This is a genomic window from Streptococcus sp. A22, assembly GCF_043674215.1.
Classification (GTDB): Bacteria; Bacillota; Bacilli; order Lactobacillales; family Streptococcaceae; genus Streptococcus; species Streptococcus suis_V.
The window spans coordinates 43,566-62,253 of record NZ_JBIMJQ010000010.1 but is presented as its reverse complement, the minus strand read 5'-3'; the positions used below and the strand labels follow the sequence as shown (position 1 = coordinate 62,253).

The 18,688-nt window shown below is 43.9% G+C and carries 21 protein-coding genes; 3 read left to right on the top strand and 18 right to left on the bottom strand.

Features of this window, described 5'->3' with window-relative positions; genetic code table 11:
- Nucleotides 1-155: 155 nt before the first annotated feature.
- The 9 genes from traF to ACHBHN_RS05870 all read right to left on the bottom strand — a co-directional run bounded on the left by traF (nucleotide 156) and on the right by ACHBHN_RS05870 (nucleotide 8,487).
- Nucleotides 156-608, bottom strand: coding sequence for a conjugal transfer protein TraF (gene traF, locus ACHBHN_RS05910; protein WP_105110266.1), 453 nt, complete (start codon nucleotides 606-608; stop codon nucleotides 156-158).
- Between the two features lie 59 nt (nucleotides 609-667).
- Entirely contained in the window at nucleotides 668-1,279 is a 612-nt protein-coding gene (gene rpsD, locus ACHBHN_RS05905) for a 30S ribosomal protein S4 (RefSeq protein WP_002938227.1), read from the bottom strand.
- Between the two features lie 210 nt (nucleotides 1,280-1,489).
- Nucleotides 1,490-1,741 carry a Veg family protein gene (locus ACHBHN_RS05900; RefSeq protein WP_105111313.1) on the bottom strand — a complete coding sequence of 84 codons (252 nt, stop codon included), beginning with the start codon at nucleotides 1,739-1,741 and terminating at the stop codon, nucleotides 1,490-1,492.
- 3 nt (nucleotides 1,742-1,744) lie between these two features.
- The gene (gene dnaB / locus ACHBHN_RS05895) at nucleotides 1,745-3,100 is read right to left on the bottom strand and encodes a replicative DNA helicase (protein ID WP_125266284.1); all 1,356 of its coding nucleotides are present in this window, start codon (nucleotides 3,098-3,100) and stop codon (nucleotides 1,745-1,747) included.
- Nucleotides 3,101-3,140: 40 nt separating this feature from the next.
- Nucleotides 3,141-3,593, bottom strand: coding sequence for a 50S ribosomal protein L9 (gene rplI, locus ACHBHN_RS05890; RefSeq protein ID WP_105111315.1), 453 nt, complete (start codon nucleotides 3,591-3,593; stop codon nucleotides 3,141-3,143).
- Between the two features lie 10 nt (nucleotides 3,594-3,603).
- Entirely contained in the window at nucleotides 3,604-5,565 is a 1,962-nt protein-coding gene (locus ACHBHN_RS05885; RefSeq protein WP_105160727.1) for a DHH family phosphoesterase, read from the bottom strand.
- Between the two features lie 88 nt (nucleotides 5,566-5,653).
- Nucleotides 5,654-7,564: a tRNA uridine-5-carboxymethylaminomethyl(34) synthesis enzyme MnmG gene (gene mnmG, locus ACHBHN_RS05880; protein ID WP_394733784.1), complete on the bottom strand. Its 1,911-nt coding sequence runs from the start codon at nucleotides 7,562-7,564 to the stop codon at nucleotides 5,654-5,656.
- Nucleotides 7,561-8,019, bottom strand: a complete 459-nt coding sequence (locus tag ACHBHN_RS05875; RefSeq protein ID WP_105122461.1) for an NUDIX hydrolase — start codon at nucleotides 8,017-8,019, stop codon at nucleotides 7,561-7,563. Before ACHBHN_RS05875 ends, mnmG begins: the two co-directional genes overlap by 4 nt.
- A gap of 141 nt (nucleotides 8,020-8,160) precedes the next feature.
- Nucleotides 8,161-8,487: a helix-turn-helix domain-containing protein gene (locus ACHBHN_RS05870; protein WP_105122432.1), complete on the bottom strand. Its 327-nt coding sequence runs from the start codon at nucleotides 8,485-8,487 to the stop codon at nucleotides 8,161-8,163.
- A gap of 125 nt (nucleotides 8,488-8,612) precedes the next feature.
- Here ACHBHN_RS05870 and ACHBHN_RS05865 point away from each other — a divergent pair, with 125 nt between their 5' ends.
- On the top strand, nucleotides 8,613-9,002 hold the full coding sequence (locus tag ACHBHN_RS05865; RefSeq protein ID WP_172059394.1) for a nuclear transport factor 2 family protein: 390 nt from the start codon (nucleotides 8,613-8,615) through the stop codon (nucleotides 9,000-9,002).
- Between the two features lie 42 nt (nucleotides 9,003-9,044).
- On the opposite strand, the gene mnmA is transcribed toward ACHBHN_RS05865, so the two are convergent.
- Nucleotides 9,045-10,169 carry a tRNA 2-thiouridine(34) synthase MnmA gene (gene mnmA / locus ACHBHN_RS05860; protein WP_394733308.1) on the bottom strand — a complete coding sequence of 375 codons (1,125 nt, stop codon included), beginning with the start codon at nucleotides 10,167-10,169 and terminating at the stop codon, nucleotides 9,045-9,047.
- 216 nt (nucleotides 10,170-10,385) lie between these two features.
- On the opposite strand from mnmA, the gene sdaAB reads away from it, so the two are divergent.
- Complete coding sequence (gene sdaAB, locus ACHBHN_RS05855; RefSeq protein ID WP_105122434.1) at nucleotides 10,386-11,060, top strand: L-serine ammonia-lyase, iron-sulfur-dependent subunit beta; 675 nt, start codon at nucleotides 10,386-10,388, stop codon at nucleotides 11,058-11,060.
- A 12-nt stretch (nucleotides 11,061-11,072) separates the two neighbouring features.
- On the top strand, nucleotides 11,073-11,945 hold the full coding sequence (sdaAA, locus tag ACHBHN_RS05850; RefSeq protein ID WP_394733307.1) for an L-serine ammonia-lyase, iron-sulfur-dependent, subunit alpha: 873 nt from the start codon (nucleotides 11,073-11,075) through the stop codon (nucleotides 11,943-11,945).
- Between the two features lie 39 nt (nucleotides 11,946-11,984).
- Here the strand turns inward: sdaAA and ACHBHN_RS05845 are convergent, their stop codons facing one another.
- The 8 genes from ACHBHN_RS05845 to pgsA all read right to left on the bottom strand — a co-directional run bounded on the left by ACHBHN_RS05845 (nucleotide 11,985) and on the right by pgsA (nucleotide 18,679).
- On the bottom strand, nucleotides 11,985-12,596 hold the full coding sequence (locus ACHBHN_RS05845) for a DUF3642 domain-containing protein (RefSeq protein ID WP_105111323.1): 612 nt from the start codon (nucleotides 12,594-12,596) through the stop codon (nucleotides 11,985-11,987).
- A gap of 114 nt (nucleotides 12,597-12,710) precedes the next feature.
- A complete protein-coding gene (locus ACHBHN_RS05840) occupies nucleotides 12,711-13,379 on the bottom strand; it encodes a response regulator transcription factor (protein ID WP_105111324.1) in 669 nt (222 codons plus the stop codon).
- Nucleotides 13,372-14,757, bottom strand: a complete 1,386-nt coding sequence (locus ACHBHN_RS05835) for a HAMP domain-containing sensor histidine kinase (protein ID WP_105122436.1) — start codon at nucleotides 14,755-14,757, stop codon at nucleotides 13,372-13,374. The genes ACHBHN_RS05840 and ACHBHN_RS05835 overlap by 8 nt, the downstream gene beginning before the upstream one ends.
- Nucleotides 14,758-14,872: 115 nt before the next feature.
- The gene (locus tag ACHBHN_RS05830; RefSeq protein WP_238140701.1) at nucleotides 14,873-15,568 is read right to left on the bottom strand and encodes a peptidoglycan-binding protein LysM; all 696 of its coding nucleotides are present in this window, start codon (nucleotides 15,566-15,568) and stop codon (nucleotides 14,873-14,875) included.
- Between the two features lie 130 nt (nucleotides 15,569-15,698).
- On the bottom strand, nucleotides 15,699-16,496 hold the full coding sequence (locus ACHBHN_RS05825) for an energy-coupling factor transporter transmembrane protein EcfT (protein ID WP_105111326.1): 798 nt from the start codon (nucleotides 16,494-16,496) through the stop codon (nucleotides 15,699-15,701).
- Complete coding sequence (locus ACHBHN_RS05820) at nucleotides 16,489-17,331, bottom strand: energy-coupling factor transporter ATPase (protein WP_105122437.1); 843 nt, start codon at nucleotides 17,329-17,331, stop codon at nucleotides 16,489-16,491. Before ACHBHN_RS05820 ends, ACHBHN_RS05825 begins: the two co-directional genes overlap by 8 nt.
- A complete protein-coding gene (locus ACHBHN_RS05815; RefSeq protein ID WP_394733783.1) occupies nucleotides 17,307-18,143 on the bottom strand; it encodes an energy-coupling factor transporter ATPase in 837 nt (278 codons plus the stop codon). Before ACHBHN_RS05815 ends, ACHBHN_RS05820 begins: the two co-directional genes overlap by 25 nt.
- On the bottom strand, nucleotides 18,140-18,679 hold the full coding sequence (gene pgsA, locus ACHBHN_RS05810; protein ID WP_105122462.1) for a CDP-diacylglycerol--glycerol-3-phosphate 3-phosphatidyltransferase: 540 nt from the start codon (nucleotides 18,677-18,679) through the stop codon (nucleotides 18,140-18,142). The genes ACHBHN_RS05815 and pgsA overlap by 4 nt, the downstream gene beginning before the upstream one ends.
- Between the last annotated feature and the right edge of the window lie 9 nt (nucleotides 18,680-18,688).

The following is an 18,688-nucleotide window of genomic DNA, read 5'->3' as shown; positions in this document are numbered from 1 at the left end:
CTAGCTCCTAGTAAAGCTTAACAAATGGATAACTTCAAAATCACCTTTTTGGTCTCACATCATTGACAAAGGTACATATTCTAAAGGAACAAATGAAATTGTGCAGTAAAACCAAAAATGCACAAGCTATTGCCAGTGCATTCTTATTACTTGTCTTATTTGTCGAATTGTGCAAAAAATTGCTCAATTTCTTCTATTGTAGCCTGACTACCTTTTTGAAGTATGGAAACTGCTTTTCCTCCTTCAATATATAACAAGCTTGGAACCGTTTCGATACCACTTGCCTTTAGAAACTGCTCTAATTGACCAGTTGGATCTTCTTCACTATCCAAATAATAGACAGTTTGTTGTGTTTGTTCAACTGTTTGACTCAATTTGGGAACAAAGGCTCTACAATATTGACAAGATTCCCGACCAACATACAAGAAAAATGAATCCTTGTTTGCTAATTTATTCTCTACTTGGTCAATACTTAGTTCTTGATAAGACTTAACAGCTTCCGCATATTCAGACGCAGCATTAACAGGTTGACTTGTTGACTTGACAAAGTAAATGATTGATGTCAGACCGAGAATGACTAGTACAATGCCAATGAATTTTCGTACCATTTTTCCTCCTAATTGATATGGAAAAAGCCCAGAATAGGGCTTTTAACTTTGAACAAATCTTAGAGCATTTTGTTGTAGAATTCTACGACAAGTGCTTCGTTGATTTCTGGGTTGATTTCGTCGCGCTCTGGCAAGCGAGTCAATGAACCTTCCAATTTTTCAGCATCAAATGATACGAAAGCTGGACGGCCAAGAGTTGCTTCAACAGCTTCAAGGATAGCTGGAACTTTGATTGACTTCTCACGAACTGAGATTACTTGACCAACTTCAACGCGGTATGAAGGGATGTCAACGCGTTTGCCGTCAACAAGGATGTGACCGTGGTTTACGAATTGACGTGCTTGACGACGAGTAGTTGCCAAACCAAGACGGTAAACAACGTTGTCCAAACGACGTTCCAAAAGGAGCATGAAGTTGAAACCAAGGGTACCTTGTTTGATTTTAGTAGCTTGTACGAACAAGTTACGGAATTGTTTTTCACCCAAACCGTAAGAGAAACGCAATTTTTGTTTCTCAGCCAATTGCAAACCGTATTCTGATAATTTAGAACGGTTGTTTGGTCCGTGTTGACCTGGTACGTAGTTACGACGTGCCAATTCTTTACCTGTACCTGTCAATGACAAGCCAAGACGACGAGCTTGTTTCCAAGATGGTCCTGTATAACGTGACATGTGTTATGTCCTCCTAAAATAAAATATAAAAATTATTTGTAGGAAATAACGTTTTAAGCAAACCTGATTCGTGCAGGAGGCCTTCATCGAAACAGCAACGATTACTCTTCTTGCTGACCTTCTGTTGACGAGCTTCATTTTGCCCTGCTGTTATTTCGCACAAAGATTAGTATAACACAAAAAAAAGGCTCTGTAAAGCCTTTATATTAGTTAATCCAAATAATGAATCAAAATCTTCTCCGTCAAGATGTCTGAGTAGGTATAAGATTCCACAAAGGTATTGTTGGGATCCTCATACTCCACAATAAAGAGTGACTGATAGACCTCGATAATCCGACCTTGCTTGTTTTTTTCACGCTTACGCCCATTCTCCAGGGTCAATTCCACAATTTGTCCTTCATGGTCCTTAATATCCTGTTTGATTTGCTTCATCTTGGCAACATCTGTAAATGCATCACTCATGCTCTATCCATCCTCTCTCTTGGAAATACTTGCAAATTTATTATACTCTTTTTGGAACATGAGTTCCACGGTGCCACGCGCACCCGAACGGTTTTTCTCGATGATAACCTCGACCGTATTATTGGGAATACCACCGTCTTCCTGCTCACCCCGCTCATAATAATCATCACGGTAGAGGAAGGCAACAATATCCGCATCCTGCTCAATCGAACCCGATTCACGAATATCAGAAAGAACTGGACGTTTGTCCTGCCGTTGCTCAACTCCACGAGACAGCTGACTGAGGGCAATAACCGGCACTTTCAACTCCTTAGCCAGAATTTTCAGCTGACGGGAAATCTCCGAAACCTCTTGTTGCCGGTTTTCACGACCAGTCCCTGTAATCAATTGCAAATAGTCAATCAAAACCAAACCGAGATTGCCGGTTTCTTGGGCCAATTTCCGCGACCGCGAGCGAATTTCCGTAATTTTGATACCCGGTGTATCGTCGATATAAATGCTAGCCCGCGCTAAATTGGCTTGAGCCACCATATACTTGTTCCACTCTTCTTGAGTCAAGTGACCCGTACGAATGGCACGCGAATTGATAACCCCTTCCGAGGCCAGCATACGGTCCACCAAGCTCTCTGCACCCATTTCCAAAGAAAATATGGCGACGGTCAAGCCTAGCTTGGTCCCGATATTTTGCGCGATATTGAGGGCAAAGGCCGTTTTCCCCACCGCAGGACGGGCCGCAAGGATAATCAACTCTTCCTCGTGGAGTCCTGTCGTCATTGCATCCAGTGCAGGATAGCCCGTCGCAATCCCCGTAATGTCCGAAGTCTGCTTGGCACGGGTTTCCAGATTATCAAAGTTGATATTGAGGACATCGTCAATCCGTTTGAAACCGCTACGGCTAGCTCCTTCGCTGACATCAATCAGGGCCTTCTCTGCATTGGCAATAATATCATCCGACCCGTCAGCTCCATCGTAGGCCTGATTAACAGCCTCTGTCAGACGAGCAATCAACTTACGCAGGTTGGATTTCTCAGCGACAATCTTGGCATAGAACTCCGCATTGGCCGCCGTCGGTACCGAACTAATAATCTCTGCCAAATAAGCCAAGCCACCGATATTTTCCAAGTCACCATGATTGACCAAGTAGTTACGCATAGTCGTCGCATCAATGGCCTCATTCTTGTCCGCCAACGCAATCATTGCCTTGAAAATCAGCTTATGGGCGTGCTTGAAAAAGTCTTCAGCCTCGATATACTCACGGACAAAGACCAGCTTGCCCTCATCTAGGAAAATGGCACCCAACACCGACTGTTCCGCCAAAATATCCTGGGGCTGTACCCTCAATTCGTCTAATTCTGCCAAGATTTCACCTCCTCACCAATATGACTAAAAATCAAATAGTTTAAGCCTCTTTGATACTCAAATTGATGACGCCTGTTACATCCTGATAGATTTTCACAGGAACATCAATCAAACCCAACGCACGAATTGGGTGGTCCAATTGAATATGACGCTTGTCAATCTTGATACCAAATTGTTTTTCCAATTCCTCGGCAATCTTCTTGCTGGTAATAGAGCCGAAGGTACGTCCGTCTGGACCCACTTTTTCGACAAATTTGACCAAGGTAGCTTCCTCAGCCAGCTTTTCCTTGATGGCTTCTGCTGCTGCAACCTGCTCGGCATGGGCTTTTTCTTTTGATTTTTCTTGACCACGCAGGGCACTTATAGCCTGGGTAGTTGCCTCTTTGGCTAAGTTTTTCTTAATCAAAAAGTTTTGGGCATAGCCTGTTGGCACTTCCTTGATTTCGCCTTTTTTTCCTTGGCCTTTTACGTCTGCTAAAAAGATAACTTTCATCTATTCTCTCCTAACTTTCACTAAGTTCCTGACGAATCGTATCCGTCAATTTATCATAGACTTGATCCATTGTAAGGTCGTAGACTTGGGCTGCAGCCAGGTTAAAGTGACCGCCTCCGCCCATTTCCTCCATAATCCGCTGGACATTGATTTTGCTGTGGCTTCTTGCAGAAATCGCCACATAGTCTTGAGTATTTTCCGTCAGAACAAAGACTGCCTCAATGCCTGCCATATCCAAAATGGTATCCGCCGCCTTACTTGGAACGACTGTATCGTACTTCGTTCCTTCCTTGCCACGGGCAATGACGATTTGGGGTTCAAACCGCTGTCCTTGCAAAATCAGCTCGTTAATCTGACGGTATTCATCAAATTCTGTCGCTGAAATCTGCTGAATTTCCAGACTATCACTACCGCGAGTACGCAGATAGCTAGCCACATCGAAGGTCCGACTGGTCACGCGCGAGGTAAAATTCTTGGTGTCCAGCATAATCCCCGCCATCAACAAGCTTGACTGAAGACGATTAAGCTTGTGGCGCTTGTCATTCTGGAATTGAATAAGCTCTGTCACCAACTCACTGGCTGAACTTGCACCACTCTCGATATAGGTCAATATAGCATTATCAGGGAAATCCGTATCTCTACGATGGTGGTCTACGACTATAACCTGGGTAAACAAATCATACAATTCCTTATCCAAGGTCAAGCCAATCTTAGAATGATCCACCATGATCATCAGAGAGTGGGAAGTAACCATCTGCTTGGCTTCTTGAATTGTAAGCAGGTTCGAACAATTCTCATCGCTCAATTTTTTTATCGCACGAACAATATCCGGGGCCATCTCATCGGGGTTATAGACCGTATAGGCATTGTTCATGATATTTTGCGCAAAATACTGCATCCCAACAGAGGAGCCCAGAGCATCCATATCCAAGTTTCGATGTCCGACTACAAACACCGCATCGACTGACTTGAGCTTATCAGACACCGCTGTCATCATGGCACGAGTACGGGTACGAGTACGTTTGACAGATGATGCTGAGCCACCACCAAAAAAGAGCGGTTGTTTACGGTCGTCATTCTCTTTGACAACAGCCTGGTCACCACCACGGACCTCTGCCATGTTCAGATTTTGCAGGGCAACTTGACCAATTTGATGATGGTTGGTTGTCCCGTAAGCCAACCCCATACTAAGCGTTAGGCTTAATTCTAACTTTTTAGCCTCTTCACGAAACTTGTCAATGACCGAAAATTTATCTTCAATCAAACTTTCCAAAACACCGTAGTCCGTGAAAAAATAAAAACGATCCATAGAACCACGGCGGTAGTAAATGCCATAACCATTACAAAAATCGGACACAAACTGAGCCAAGAAAGAATTGACCTGGCTAATCTGAGAATCCGTTATTGTATCCTCCAGCTCATCATAGTTATCCACCGAAATGATCCCGATAACTGGTCGACTGCCAATCAAACTATTGGTTGCAGAATATTCATTGGAGGCATCAAAAAAGTAAAATAAGCCCTGTTCAAAATCAACATTGACCGCATAGCGTTTTCCAGAAAAATTAGCATAAACCCTATCTTCATCTAGACCGACATCAATAATTTCACGTAGCTTTTTCTGGTCAAATTCACCATTTTCCTGAGCGAAAATCAACTCCGCAAAAGGATTAAACCACTCGACTTGATTGGTCTCTGCTTGAACCTTAATCACACCGATCGGCATCTGATCCAAAAGCTTCATGAGACCAGAATTTGCCTGACTATTTAAATATTCAATCTGCTCCAGTTCGCTAAATTCATAGGAATGTTTCTGATAAATAAAGAGCACAACTAAGACAATTAAGCTCAGTAAAAGCGCAAAAATTGTGAGGACGCTTGTCGGAAAAATGCGGTGAATAACAGCCACTAGTCCAAACAAAATCAGTCCAATCATGACAAAATGAATTGTCGAAAATCGAAATTTTTTCATCACTAACCTCTGACTGCCATTCTACCATAAATTACCGAAAAATTCTAGCTATGACCCTGAAATCCAAAGGAAAAAGCAGTCACAAGGACTACTTCTTATCCCTATTTTTGGCAATGGAACGGCTACGCCCTTCCAAATAGACCATGAGAATAGAGATATCTGCTGGATTGACACCAGATATCCGACTAGCCTGGCCAATAGTTTCTGGTGAAATCAGCTTAAATTTCTGACGAGCCTCGGTCGCAATGGAGTCAATGTCATCCCAGTCGATGTCGGCTGGAATGCGTTTCTCTTCCATCCGTTTCATCTTCTCTACTTGGTCCAAGGCCTTGGCAATGTAACCTTCATACTTGACCTCTGTTTCAATCAATTCAATGGTCTTGGCATCCAACTCCTCTGCCGCAGGGCCGATAAAGGCTACCGCATCTGCGTAAGTCACATCTGGACGACGCATGAATTCCTTGGCAGTCAAAGCGTCTGTCAAGGGCTTGAAGCCCATAGCAACGACTTTTTCATTGGTTTCCTTGATTGGCTTGAGTTTAATAGACTCCAAGCGTTTCATTTCATTGTCAAACTGGTTTTTATGGATTTGGAAAACCTGCCAGCGTTCATCATCCACCAAGCCCACCTGACGACCAATCTCCGTCAGTCGCATATCGGCATTGTCATGACGCAAAATCAAGCGGTATTCTGCCCGACTGGTCAAGAGGCGGTAAGGTTCCACCGTTCCCTTGGTCACCAAGTCGTCAATCATGACACCTATGTAGCCGTCACTTCGTTTCAAAATCAGCTCTGGCTTGCCCTGTACCTTGAGGGCGGCGTTGATACCAGCTACAATTCCCTGACCAGCTGCTTCTTCATAACCTGATGTTCCGTTTGTCTGACCTGCTGTAAAGAGCCCTGAAATCTTCTTGGTTTCCAGCGTCGCCCGCAACTGATGAGGCATAACCATATCGTACTCAATGGCGTAACCCGTCCGCATCATCTGGGCATTTTCCAAGCCTTTAATAGAGTGAATCAAGTCCTGCTGCACATCTTCCGGCAGACTGGTTGACAGCCCTTGAACATAAATTTCATCGGTGTTGCGGCCTTCTGGCTCTAGGAAAAGCTGGTGGCGTTCCTTGTCGGCAAAACGGACAATCTTGTCCTCGATTGATGGACAATAACGGGGACCAATCCCCTTGACAATCCCTGAAAACATGGGTGCTCGGTGAAGATTGCTGTTGATAATCTTATGGCTGGTCGCGTTGGTATAGGTCAACCAGCAAGGAATTTGATCCTGTAAATAATCCTCGTCCTTGGACAAGAATGAAAAATGATTTGGCTTTTCATCGCCTGGTTGAATTTCCGTTACTTCGTAGTTAATAGTACGAGCGTTAACACGCGGTGGCGTTCCTGTCTTGAAACGCCCAATTTCAAGTCCCAATTCTTTCAGATTATCCGCCAACGTGATAGAAGCAAGGCTGTTGTTAGGTCCTGATGAATATTTGAGGTCACCGATGATAATCTCACCACGCAGGGCTGTACCAGTTGTCACTACGACTGCCTTAGCTGAGAATTTCTGGTTGGTAGCCGTGCGGACACCAATCACCTTGCCCTCTTCCACCAAAATCTCATCAATCATGGTTTGACGCAGGGTCAGATTTTCCTGACGCTCCACCGTCCGCTTCATCTCTGCTGCATACTCTGCCTTATCTGCCTGAGCCCGCAAGGCACGAACAGCTGGCCCCTTACCCATATTGAGCATTTTCATCTGGATATAGGTCTTGTCGATGTTGCGGCCCATTTCGCCACCCAAGGCATCAATTTCTCGGACCACGATTCCCTTGGCAGAGCCACCGATGGAGGGATTACAAGGCATAAAGGCCACCATATCCAAGTTAATAGTTGCAAGCAGGGTCTTACAACCCATACGACTGGCTGCCAGGCCCGCTTCTACACCCGCATGCCCCGCACCAATCACGATGACATCGTAGTTTTCTGCAAATGTGTGTGTCATGTTATTTTCTCCTTCTTCATGATATGTCTAACTTGTCCATCCCAGCTTGGCAATTCCTCTGCCAGAAAAGCTGGTACGACATCTAGGTTGACAAGCTTGTCAACGTCTATCCATTCACAAGCTTGTTTCAAGTTATCTTCAATCATCTTCTCAGGCATTTCTCCAACAGGCTCCACAATAAAATGAAGCTCGATATTGTGAAAGTCTATACCTTCATGTGTAAACTGATTTTCAACAACAAAAGCCAGTTGATTGACACGACTGTCAACCCCTAATTCTTCTTTAACTTCTCGAACAGCCGCATCTTGTGCAGTTTCGTTGACTGCAATCGCACCGCCAATGGTATAATAACGCCCCTTAGAGTCCTTCGTGAGAAATATTTTCCCGTCTTTTATAAGCAATGCAGTGGCACGAACACCGAAAATTTGGTTGTCAACTTTGGTTCTGAAATCCATCTTATCTCCCCAATCGCAAAAAATAGCCAAAACTCTCGAAAATTGCAGGACAAAAAAGCCTACAATTCCCATGAGCTTTGACCATCATGATAATTGTTACTCTTATTTTAGCAAAAGATTTGTAGAATTTCAAATCTGGTGTTACGTTAACGTTTCAATATATTCTAAGCCCCAAGCCTCAACAGCATCCAGCACCGAACGAAATTTTTCACCAATTTCTGTCAAGCTGTACTCTACACGAGGTGGGACTTCTGCATAGACCGTGCGACTAATAATGCGATCCTCCTCCAATTGTCTAAGGTGCCTTGTTAACATGGTTTGGGTAATCCCTGGAATTAGTCGCTGTAATTCATTGAAGCGTTTCGTTCCTGTACTGAGTTGGTAGATAATCACCAATCCCCACTTACCAGTCAAGACTTTTTGTGTTGTTGCAAAAGGGCAAATACCATTTTCACTAACTTTTTTCAAAAAAATTCTCCTTTATTTATCACAATAGTATCACTTTTGATACCAACAAATGCAAAAGTACCTACTTGTATAATTGATTACTTCCACTATAATTGTACTATATCAAAAAAATTGGAGGACATCAAATGTCAACAAACTTGGAAATTTTTAATGCTTATAACAATGCTCTCATAGCTGGTGATTTTGCAGCTCTTTTTGAAACTATGGCAGATGACATTATCTGGCATCAACCCGGAAATCATTCAACATCTGGTGCTAAAATTGGTAAAGAAGTACTCGGAGCACATCTAGCAACTTTCGCCGAAAAAACAAATGGAACTTTCAAAGTAGTGACAAACTGGGTGTCAGATAATGATACTCTTGTTGCCGCTAACGTAACATTCCTCGGTACTCGAACAGATGGTAAAGAACTAAACATGAATGGTATTGATCTTTTCCGTATGGAAGAGGGCAAAATCAAGGAAGTTTGGCTCTTCTCAGCCGACCAAAAAGTCGAAGATGCTTTCTGGGGATAAGATAAAAAGCTCAGCATGAGGGTGCTAAGCTTTTATTTTTGATTAAATATATTGACAAGCCTTTCCATCTTTATAGGCCATGTCAATCATACCGCCGCCCAAGCATTCTTGTCCATCGTAGAAAACAACGGCTTGTCCTGGTGTGATTGCTCGTTGTGGCTCTGCAAAGATGACTTCTGCCTTGTCGCCTTTCACCTTGACAGTTACTTGACTGTCTGGTTGACGGTAGCGGAACTTAGCTGTACACTCAAGTGTGAATTCTTCAGGCATTTCTCGTGTAAAGCGGACTTGACTAGCCTGTAAAGAAGTTGACATCAAGGACTCATGATAGAAGCCTTGTCCGACATAGAGGATGTTTTGGGACAGATCTTTTCCGACAACAAACCAGGGCGCATTATCCCCACCTATTTGTCCTCCGATACCAAGCCCGCCCCGCTGACCAATAGTATAATACATGAGACCAGTATGCTCTCCCATGTCACGACCATCAACGGTCATCATCCGACCGGGCTGGGCTGGCAAATACTGCCCTAAAAATTCTTTGAAGTTCTTTTCACCGATAAAGCAGATGCCTGTCGAGTCCTTCTTTTTAGCGGTCGCCAAGCCTGCTCGCTCTGCTATTTCCCTCACCTGAGGCTTTTGTAAATGGCCGAGCGGAAACATGGTTTTCTGCAACTGTTCCTGTGATAGTTGGCTAAGGAAATAGGTCTGGTCCTTGCCATTGTCTGCTCCACGTAGCATATGGACGGTGCCGTCCTCGTCGCGTGACACCTGAGCATAATGCCCTGTCGCCACATAGTCCGCACCCAAGTTCATAGCGTAATCCAAGAAAGCCTTGAACTTGATTTCCTTGTTACACATGACATCTGGATTGGGTGTGCGGCCTGCTCGATACTCTGCTAGGAAGTACTCAAATACGCGATCCCAATACTCTTTTTCAAAGTTGACAGAGTAATACGGAATACCGATTTGGTCTGCCACTGCAGCCACATCCTTGTAATCTTCTGTTGCTGTACAGAAGCCATTTTCATCCGTGTCATCCCAGTTTTTCATGAAGATGCCGATCACATCATAGCCCTGCTCCTTGAGCAAGAGAGCCGTAACCGATGAATCTACACCGCCACTCATACCGACAACAACACGGGTTTTCGAATTGTCTATTGACATCATCTTCTCCCATCTTTTCGTTGAAATCACGATTTGAAGGTCGTATTCCAAAAATTTTTTCAAAAAACGATTTGAAGGTCGATTTTGAACAACTTGTATTATACCACACAAAAGGGAGAAGAAACAGGAATTTGGTATTGAAACCCCATTCATCTAGGCATTCTATCCAAATCAAAAATTTGATATAATAGTATTAAGAAAAACGTGAGGATAATTATGACAAATTTAAAATTTCAATCGGTCTTTGATATTATCGGGCCTGTTATGATTGGACCTTCTTCCAGCCATACAGCTGGGGCAGTCCGCATTGGGAAAATTGTGTCTTCCATCTTTGGTGATGAGCCAACCGAGGTCGAATTCCAACTTTACAACTCTTTTGCCAAGACCTATCGTGGGCACGGTACGGATGTGGCCTTGGTAGCAGGCATTTTAGGCATGGATACAGACGATCCTCGTATCCCAGACTCTCTGGATATTGCTCGGGAGCGTGGTATTAAGGTTTACTGGCGTGTCAACAAGAATGACAGCAACACGCCTCATCCCAATACCACACGAATCATCATAAAAAACGAGAAGAAATCTATCTCAGCCACAGGCGTTTCAATTGGTGGAGGCAATATACAAGTAACGGAGCTCAACGGCTTTTCTGTCAACCTGAATATGAACACTCCGACAATTATCATCGTTCACCAAGATGTTCCAGGTATGATTGCCAAGGTAACTGACATCTTATCAAAATACAATATCAATATTGCTCAAATGAACGTGACACGTGAACAAGCTGGCGAAAAAGCTATTATGATTATCGAAGTGGATGCTCGCCAATGTGAAAATTCTATTGCAGAAATTGAAAAAATTCCCCATCTGCACAATGTTACCTTCTTCAACTAGAAAGAGAAAGACATGTTTTATACTATCGAAGAATTAGTTCAGCAAGCCGAACAGTTTTCTGGCAATGTAGCTGAACTCATGATTGCGACTGAAATTGAATTGACAGGGCGTAGCCGAGAAGAAATCTTGACAATCATGTCAAGAAACTTGACAGTCATGAAAGCGTCGGTTGTTGACGGATTAACAGAAAGCAAGTCCGTTTCTGGATTGACAGGTGGTGACGCTGCCAAGTTGGACGCTTATATGAAAAAGGGCAAGACGCTGTCTGATTCCTCTATCCTATCGGCAGCAAGAAATGCTATGGCTGTCAATGAGTTGAACGCCAAAATGGGCTTGGTCTGTGCCACCCCAACTGCTGGCTCTGCTGGTTGCTTGCCTGCCGTTCTTGGTGTTGCTATTGACAAGTTAAGCTTGACAGAAGAGCAACAACTTGACTTCCTCTTTACAGCTGGAGCCTTCGGTCTAGTTATCGCCAACAACGCCTCCATCTCTGGAGCAGAAGGAGGCTGTCAGGCAGAAGTTGGCTCTGCCTCTGCTATGTCAGCAGCGGCATTAACCCTTGCTGCTGGAGGAAGTCCCTACCAGGCTAGTCAAGCTATCTGCTTTGTCATTAAAAATATGCTGGGACTGATTTGTGACCCAGTCGCAGGTCTGGTAGAAGTCCCATGTGTCAAACGAAATGCAATGGGAGCAAGCTATGCCATGGTGGCTGCTGATATGGCACTGGCAGGAATTGAATCAAAAATTCCTGTGGATGAGGTTATCAATGCCATGTACCAAGTGGGTTCTGCCCTACCAACCGCCTTCCGTGAAACTGCCGAAGGAGGCCTAGCTGCCACACCAACTGGTCGCCGACTAGCACAAGAAATCTTCGGCGAAAATTGACAACCTTGTCAAGACAAAAGGACCTCTACGGTCCTTTTCTTATTGTTTTGTGAATGTCAAGCTATCCTGTTGGTTAAAGAGTTCCTTGTCAAGTTCTGTCAAAGTTAAATTATTTCCTTCCAAAGTATAGCTTTCAGCCTCGCCATCTACATAGGCCAGCTTCTTATCCAAGTCAAAGATAATTTGTTCCAAATCCTGCTCACCATCAGTATCCAATTCAACAAGAGTTGCCTGATTGCCCTTTACAGTCAGGGTATACTGGTCATTTCCAGCGGTTGCTGTATAGGTGCCATCCAGTTCAGACTTGTCAACTAAGTTTACACCGTAGGCATTTGCCAAGGCTTCCAGGCTCGTTGCAGGAGCTGTCTGGCTAGTATTGGTAGCTGTATTTGTAGAAGAAGGGATAGTGACAATCTTATCATCTAAATCTTGTTCCAATCCTAATTGACGCTCGACTTTATCCTCTGCTATCTCCAATTGATTGTCAAACACTTCAGCCGCAATCATACCAGCACCACTCAAAACTGCCAATCCTAGAGCCAGAAAAACTAGCTGCTTGGTAGTCATGCCCATAATTTTTGACTTAGCTTTCTGCCAAAAACCTTGTTTAGCAACTGCATCGTGTTCAATAATTTCGTGTTTGTTTTCCATTCTTATGACCTCATTTCATTTATCCAGCTCATTGGCTGATAAGATAAGTATAGCTGACAAGTATGAACATGAGGATGAAAATTTCTAAACAAATTCTAAACGAATCTAAATAAATTATCCATTGAGTCGGTAGCCAGCTCCCCATACAGTCTCAATCAGGTCTGAACCCAACTTATCCCGCAGGCGATTGATGTGAACCGTCACCGTAGCACTATCTCCAACATAGTCAAATCCCCAAATTTTCTCAAACAACTGGTCTTTTGAAAAGACACGATTGGGATGTTTTGCCAGATAAACAAGCAACTCAAACTCACGGTTGGGTAGCTTGATTTCCTGACCAGCCTTGATAACCTTCCAATTTTCCTGATAAATGGTCAAGTCGCCAAGGACAATCTCTGCTTGCTCTGAGGGTTTGGCCAAGCGCTGATAACGGGCCAAATGAGCCTTGACACGCGCCACCAACTCCATCGGATCAAAGGGTTTGCTGATATAATCGTCCGCACCTAAGCCCAGGCCACGCACCACATCAATTGTCTCCTGCTTAGAAGTCACCATTAAAATAGGAAAATCAACCTGCTCCCGAATGGCTCTGCAAATGTCGTAGCCCGTTTTATTAGGTAACATCACATCCAACAGCAATAAAGAATAATCTTCTTTTTGAATTTCTTCCTCAACTAGTCCACCGTCATGGACCAGATCCACCTCATAGCCCTGCATTTCCAGATAATCTCTTTCCAGGTAGGCAATCTCCAAGTCATCTTCTGCAATTAAAATTCTAGTCATTCTCTTTCTCCAAAGGCAGTAAAATAGTAAAAACTAGTCCGTCACAGTTATCAACCCTGATACTGCCGCCTAGTCTCTCGATAATATCTTTGACAATGGCTAGGCCAAGTCCATGGCCGTCCGCCCCCTGTCTGGCCTGGTCCTCCCTGTAAAATGCTTCAAACAATCTGTCTTTTGCCTGCTCCGAGACACCACGACCATTGTCAGCAAATAGCAATTCAAGTTTTTCTCCCTTTACACGACTTGTCAAGGTGATGACAAGATTATCAACTTTTGCATATTTCCGAGCATTTTCTAACAGATTATCCAAGACTCGCTTAAACTGCACAATATCTACTTTCACAGGAGTTTGAGGAACCAAATCTACTATAAATTGTACCTGACCATCTGTAAACTCGACTTGCTTTTCTGTCAAATAAGTTGTCAAGATTTCCTGTAAATCTACAATTTGGAAATCAAAGGGCATCTGGTCAGTATCCAAATTTGAGAAGAGAAGAAGTTTTTCCAACAGCTGCTCCATTGCCAGGGATTTTTGATAAATGGTCTGCAAATAACGTTCTCTCATTTCATCCGTATTGGCAACCCCGTCCAAAACTCCCTTGGCATAGCCCTTGATAGAAGTCAACGGCGTCCGCAAATCATGGGAAATATCTGCTACCATTTGGGTACGGTTCTTCTCGTACAGTGTGGTCTGTTGCTCTGCTATTGCCAAAGACTCCTGCATATTATTAAAACCCTTTGTAAGTGCTTCGAACTCACGGTCACCCTGGTAATCTATCTGCTCTTGATAATTACCACGGCTGATGCGTTCAACTGCTGCATGGAGCTGATTGAGCGGTCGCAGGATAACCGCAAGCATTCTACGTGTAAAGAGGAAGTTGACAAGGGTGACAAGCACCATCCCTATCCCACCAACTAAGAGTAGCTGGCTGAGAAAGGACTGAAATTCTGAAAAACCTGATTGACTATCACTATCCTCAAAAAGTGCATAGAGTTGGTAATACTTCCCTTCCTGGACAAGGAGACGGCTGATGACCACTTCCCCATCTACATAGGAAACATGGGCTGTCTTGGATACCGTCACACCTGCCAAATCTTCAATATCTTCCTCAATATTAGAATAAAGGACCTGGCCGGCCTCCTCTACATGGAGCTGGGCCCCATTCATAGCCAACTGACTAGCAAGACTAGCAAAATCAGTCCCTGTAAACTGCTCTATACTCGACTGACTAGTAGCTGTCCGTTGGCTAGTTGACTGCATATTAGCCCTGTTTTGGTAAATGCTATTGGCCACATAAATGCTGACTCCCAGGATAGCCAACATGGAGATAATCAACATGACCATATTTAATCGGAAAATTCGTTTTTGCAGGTTCATTTCTTCTCTCTTTTCTATCGAAACTCTATTATAAGCGATAGTGTCAATTTCTGTAAAGTTGAAGAACTTACAGACAAGAAAAAAAGCCTAGCAAGCTAGACTTTCAACATTCCTATTAATACCAACCATTGGCAATCCAGGACTGATAGGCATTTTCCCATGAACCGTAACGTTGCAATACATAGTTGTCTGCTACACGCTCCTGGTTTTCAGGTGAAAAATCACCATTTAGGTAAGAACTTGTGAGCTGGTAACGACCATAGTAGATACCATTTTGAGCTGTATAGCTGCCACCAGACTCTTTTTGAGCAATAAATTCTTTGGCAGCTGCTTCACCGACACCTACAGTAACAACTGGCTGGGCTGCTTGAACCTGAGCTACAGGTTGGGCTTGGACAGCTTCAGTAGCAACTTGTTGCACCTGTACTTGTTGATATTCAGGTTGAGCAACTTGAACAACGGGCTGTTGTACTTCTGGGGTTGTCTCAGGGCTAGCTACTTGACTTGTTTCTGTAGCTGGAGCAACTTCTTCCGCTTTGGAAGCTTCAGTCGTCGTACTTTCCTCAGTACTCTCTGGCTTCTTTTCTTCTTTTTTTACATCAGAAACCTTTTTCTCTTCCTTGGATTCATATGTTTTCTTTATCGTATCCTCTTTGGCTGCAACAGCTGAAGAATTGGTAGATTGGTCAACAAAATCAGCAATGCTAAATTCAGAATGGTAGGTATCAGCGATAGCAACGCCAGCTGTAAGTGCTACGAGGGCGGTCGCTACTCCGATAATTACATTTTTCAATTTTTTTGTAAATGTCATAAAATATATAGTTTCCTTTCATATGACTGAAACTATCTTACAACTTGATTATTACTTTTGTTTTATAATTCCATTACAAATATTACAGCATTGTTTTTTTTAAACTAAAAAACACGATTGTTCGCGTTTTTTAAGGGGTTTTCAAAAAATATAAGAGCAATCCCAAACAAATCATAGTCAGAATTGCTAGGCTATCTGCCAACTTCCAATCCAGTACCCGATACTTGGTCCGGCCATCGCCCCCCTGATAACCTCGAGCCTCCATAGCTGTCGCCAGGGCATCTGCTCGCTTAAAACTAGATGCAAAAAGCGGTATCAAAATAGGGATAACAGACTTAACCTTTTGAATGATATTTCCTTCATTGAAGTCAACACCCCGCGCCCGCTGAGCATTCATAATCCGAGTCGTGTCGTCCATCAAGGTCGGCACAAAACGCAAACTCATGGACAACATAAGCCCAATTTCATGAACTGGCACCTTGATTTTCTTGAGAGGAGCAAGCCCCGCCTCAATACCATCTGCCAAACTAAGTGGTGTCGTTGTCAGAGTTAGGAGAGTTGAAAAGAAGATAATCAGGACAAAGCGCACAAAAATCACTGCCGCCTGTTGCAAACCTTCCACCGACAATTTGAAAATCCAGAATTCCCACAAAACCCTTGTTCCTGGTGTAAAGAAAATCTGGAAGAAAGTGGTAAACAGGATAATCCCAATCATGGGCTTGACACCATTGATGAAAAAGGACAAGCGAATGCGAGAGAGCAAAATCAAACCAAGAACAAAGGCAATCAACAGCGCATTGGTTACCAGATTATTGGCCCAGAAAATAATTAACAGAAAGGCAAACATGGCCAAGAGCTTACTTCGAGGGTCTAGACGATGCAACAGCGAGTCACCAGGAATGTAGCGACCTAAAATTAACTTATCCATGCGTCACCATCCTTGTAAATTCCTCAATCGTAATAGGCAAGCGCTCAAAAACAAAGCCCCTGCGCTCCAGATTGGCAGCAAACTTGGTGATTTTGGGAACACCCAGCTGAATCGATTCCAAAAAATCAACCTCTTGGAAAACATCAATCGGCTTGCCAGAACGAACCAGCTTGCCCTTTTCCATGATGTAGACAAAATCAGCATAATTAGCCACGTCATCCATCAGATGCGTCACCAAGACAATGGTCATCCCATTCGCATGGAGTTTCTTGAAAATATCCATCAGCTCTTGACGACCAGCCGGATCCAAACCAGCAGTCGGCTCATCCAGAACTAAAACAGACGGTTCCATAGCCAGGATGCCCGCAATGGCTACACGGCGCATCTGACCTCCAGACAAATCAAAGGGACTGCGGTCATAGACTTCCTCTGAAATACCAACCAGAGCCAGTTTTTCACGCGCAATCTTCTCAGCCTCTTCCTTAGAAACACCAAAATTCTGCGGACCGAATGCCACATCCTGCAAGACAGTCTCATCAAAGACCTGGCTTTCTGGAAACTGAAAGACCAAGCCGACTTTCTTACGCACCTGCTTGATATCCTTACTTTGAGATGTGCCCGTGATAACCACATCATCGATGACCACACTGCCTTCTGTCGGTACATTAAGACCATTCAGAAGCTGTAAAATCGTCGACTTCCCGGATCCAGTATGACCAATCAATGCCGTATAGGACCCGTCCACAATCTCCAAATCAACACCAAAAAGCGCCCGCCCCTCAAAAGGAGTGCCGGCCTGATAGGTATAGCTTACTTCTTGGAGATGAATTCCCATACAGTTTCCTCTAATTCTTCCTCTGTAAAATAGCGGAGCGGAACAGCTAGTCCAGCCTGACGCAAGGACTGGGCCAAGTCTGCCGTAAAGGGCTGGGCCAAGTCCAAATCAGCCAAATCGTCCCGCATAAACAAGTCAGCTGGTGTCGAAATCGACTCTACTTGACCATTTTTCATAACAATAACCCGATCGCTAAGCGCTACCTCATCCAGGTCATGGGTAATGGAGATAACCGTCATGCCATGCTGATCCTTAATATCTTTAACAATCTGAATCAAATCCAGGCGCCCCTCTGGATCCAGCATGGAGGTCGCCTCGTCCAAAATAATAATCTTTGGACGCAAGGCAACCACACCAGCAATGGCAACACGTTGTTTCTGACCGCCAGATAGACGAGCTGGTTCTCTAATCTTGAAATCAGCCATTCCAACCAATTCAAGCGTCTCCTGGACGCGCTGACGCATTTCAGCCAAGGGGATGCCTTGGTTTTCCAAACCAAAGGCCACATCGTCCTCAACCGTTGCCCCGACGAATTGATTATCTGGATTTTGGAAAACCATACCAATCAAGCGACGCTTGTCCCAAACATTGTCAACAGTCAGCTTATCTCCATCGATAAAAATATCTCCAGACTTAGCCTCCAAAAGACCATCAATCAGACGAACCGTCGTTGACTTTCCTGAACCATTGTGGCCGATAATGGACAACCATTCCCCCTGTTTCACGTGAAACGTCACGTCGTTTAAGGTATAATTTTCAGCTTCTTCTTCGTATTTATACTTGAGATGCTTTACTTGGATAATATCTGTCATTTGAATGTATCTTTAAATAAATAAGACGCACCCTTGAAATAATCATAGCCTGAGTAGAGGGTGAAAAAGAGTGCGATATAGAGCGTGATTTGACCGAGCAAATTCCAGTGCAATAGGAGAAAAATAATGGCAAACATCTGTGAGAAGGTCTTGATTTTACCTGGCATAGCCGCAGCTAGTACAGTACCACCATTTTCTACCAACAATAGGCGAAGGCCTGTCACGGCCAACTCACGACAGATGATAATAGCCACCACCCAGGCAGGGGCAAAACCAAGCTCCACCAGCATGATGAAAGCCGTCATAACTAAAATCTTATCAGCCATGGGATCGGCAAATTTTCCGAAGTTGGTCACAACCTGCCATTTGCGGGCCAGATAGCCATCCAAATAGTCTGTCACACTAGCCAAGGCAAAAATAATCGCAGCCAAATAATGGCTCAGTGCATCTTTCCAGACGGTCAAGAGTAGGATAAAAATCGGAATCACCAGTATCCGTCCTACCGTCAAGGCGTTGGGTATGTTTTCTTTTTTCATTTTTTTCAT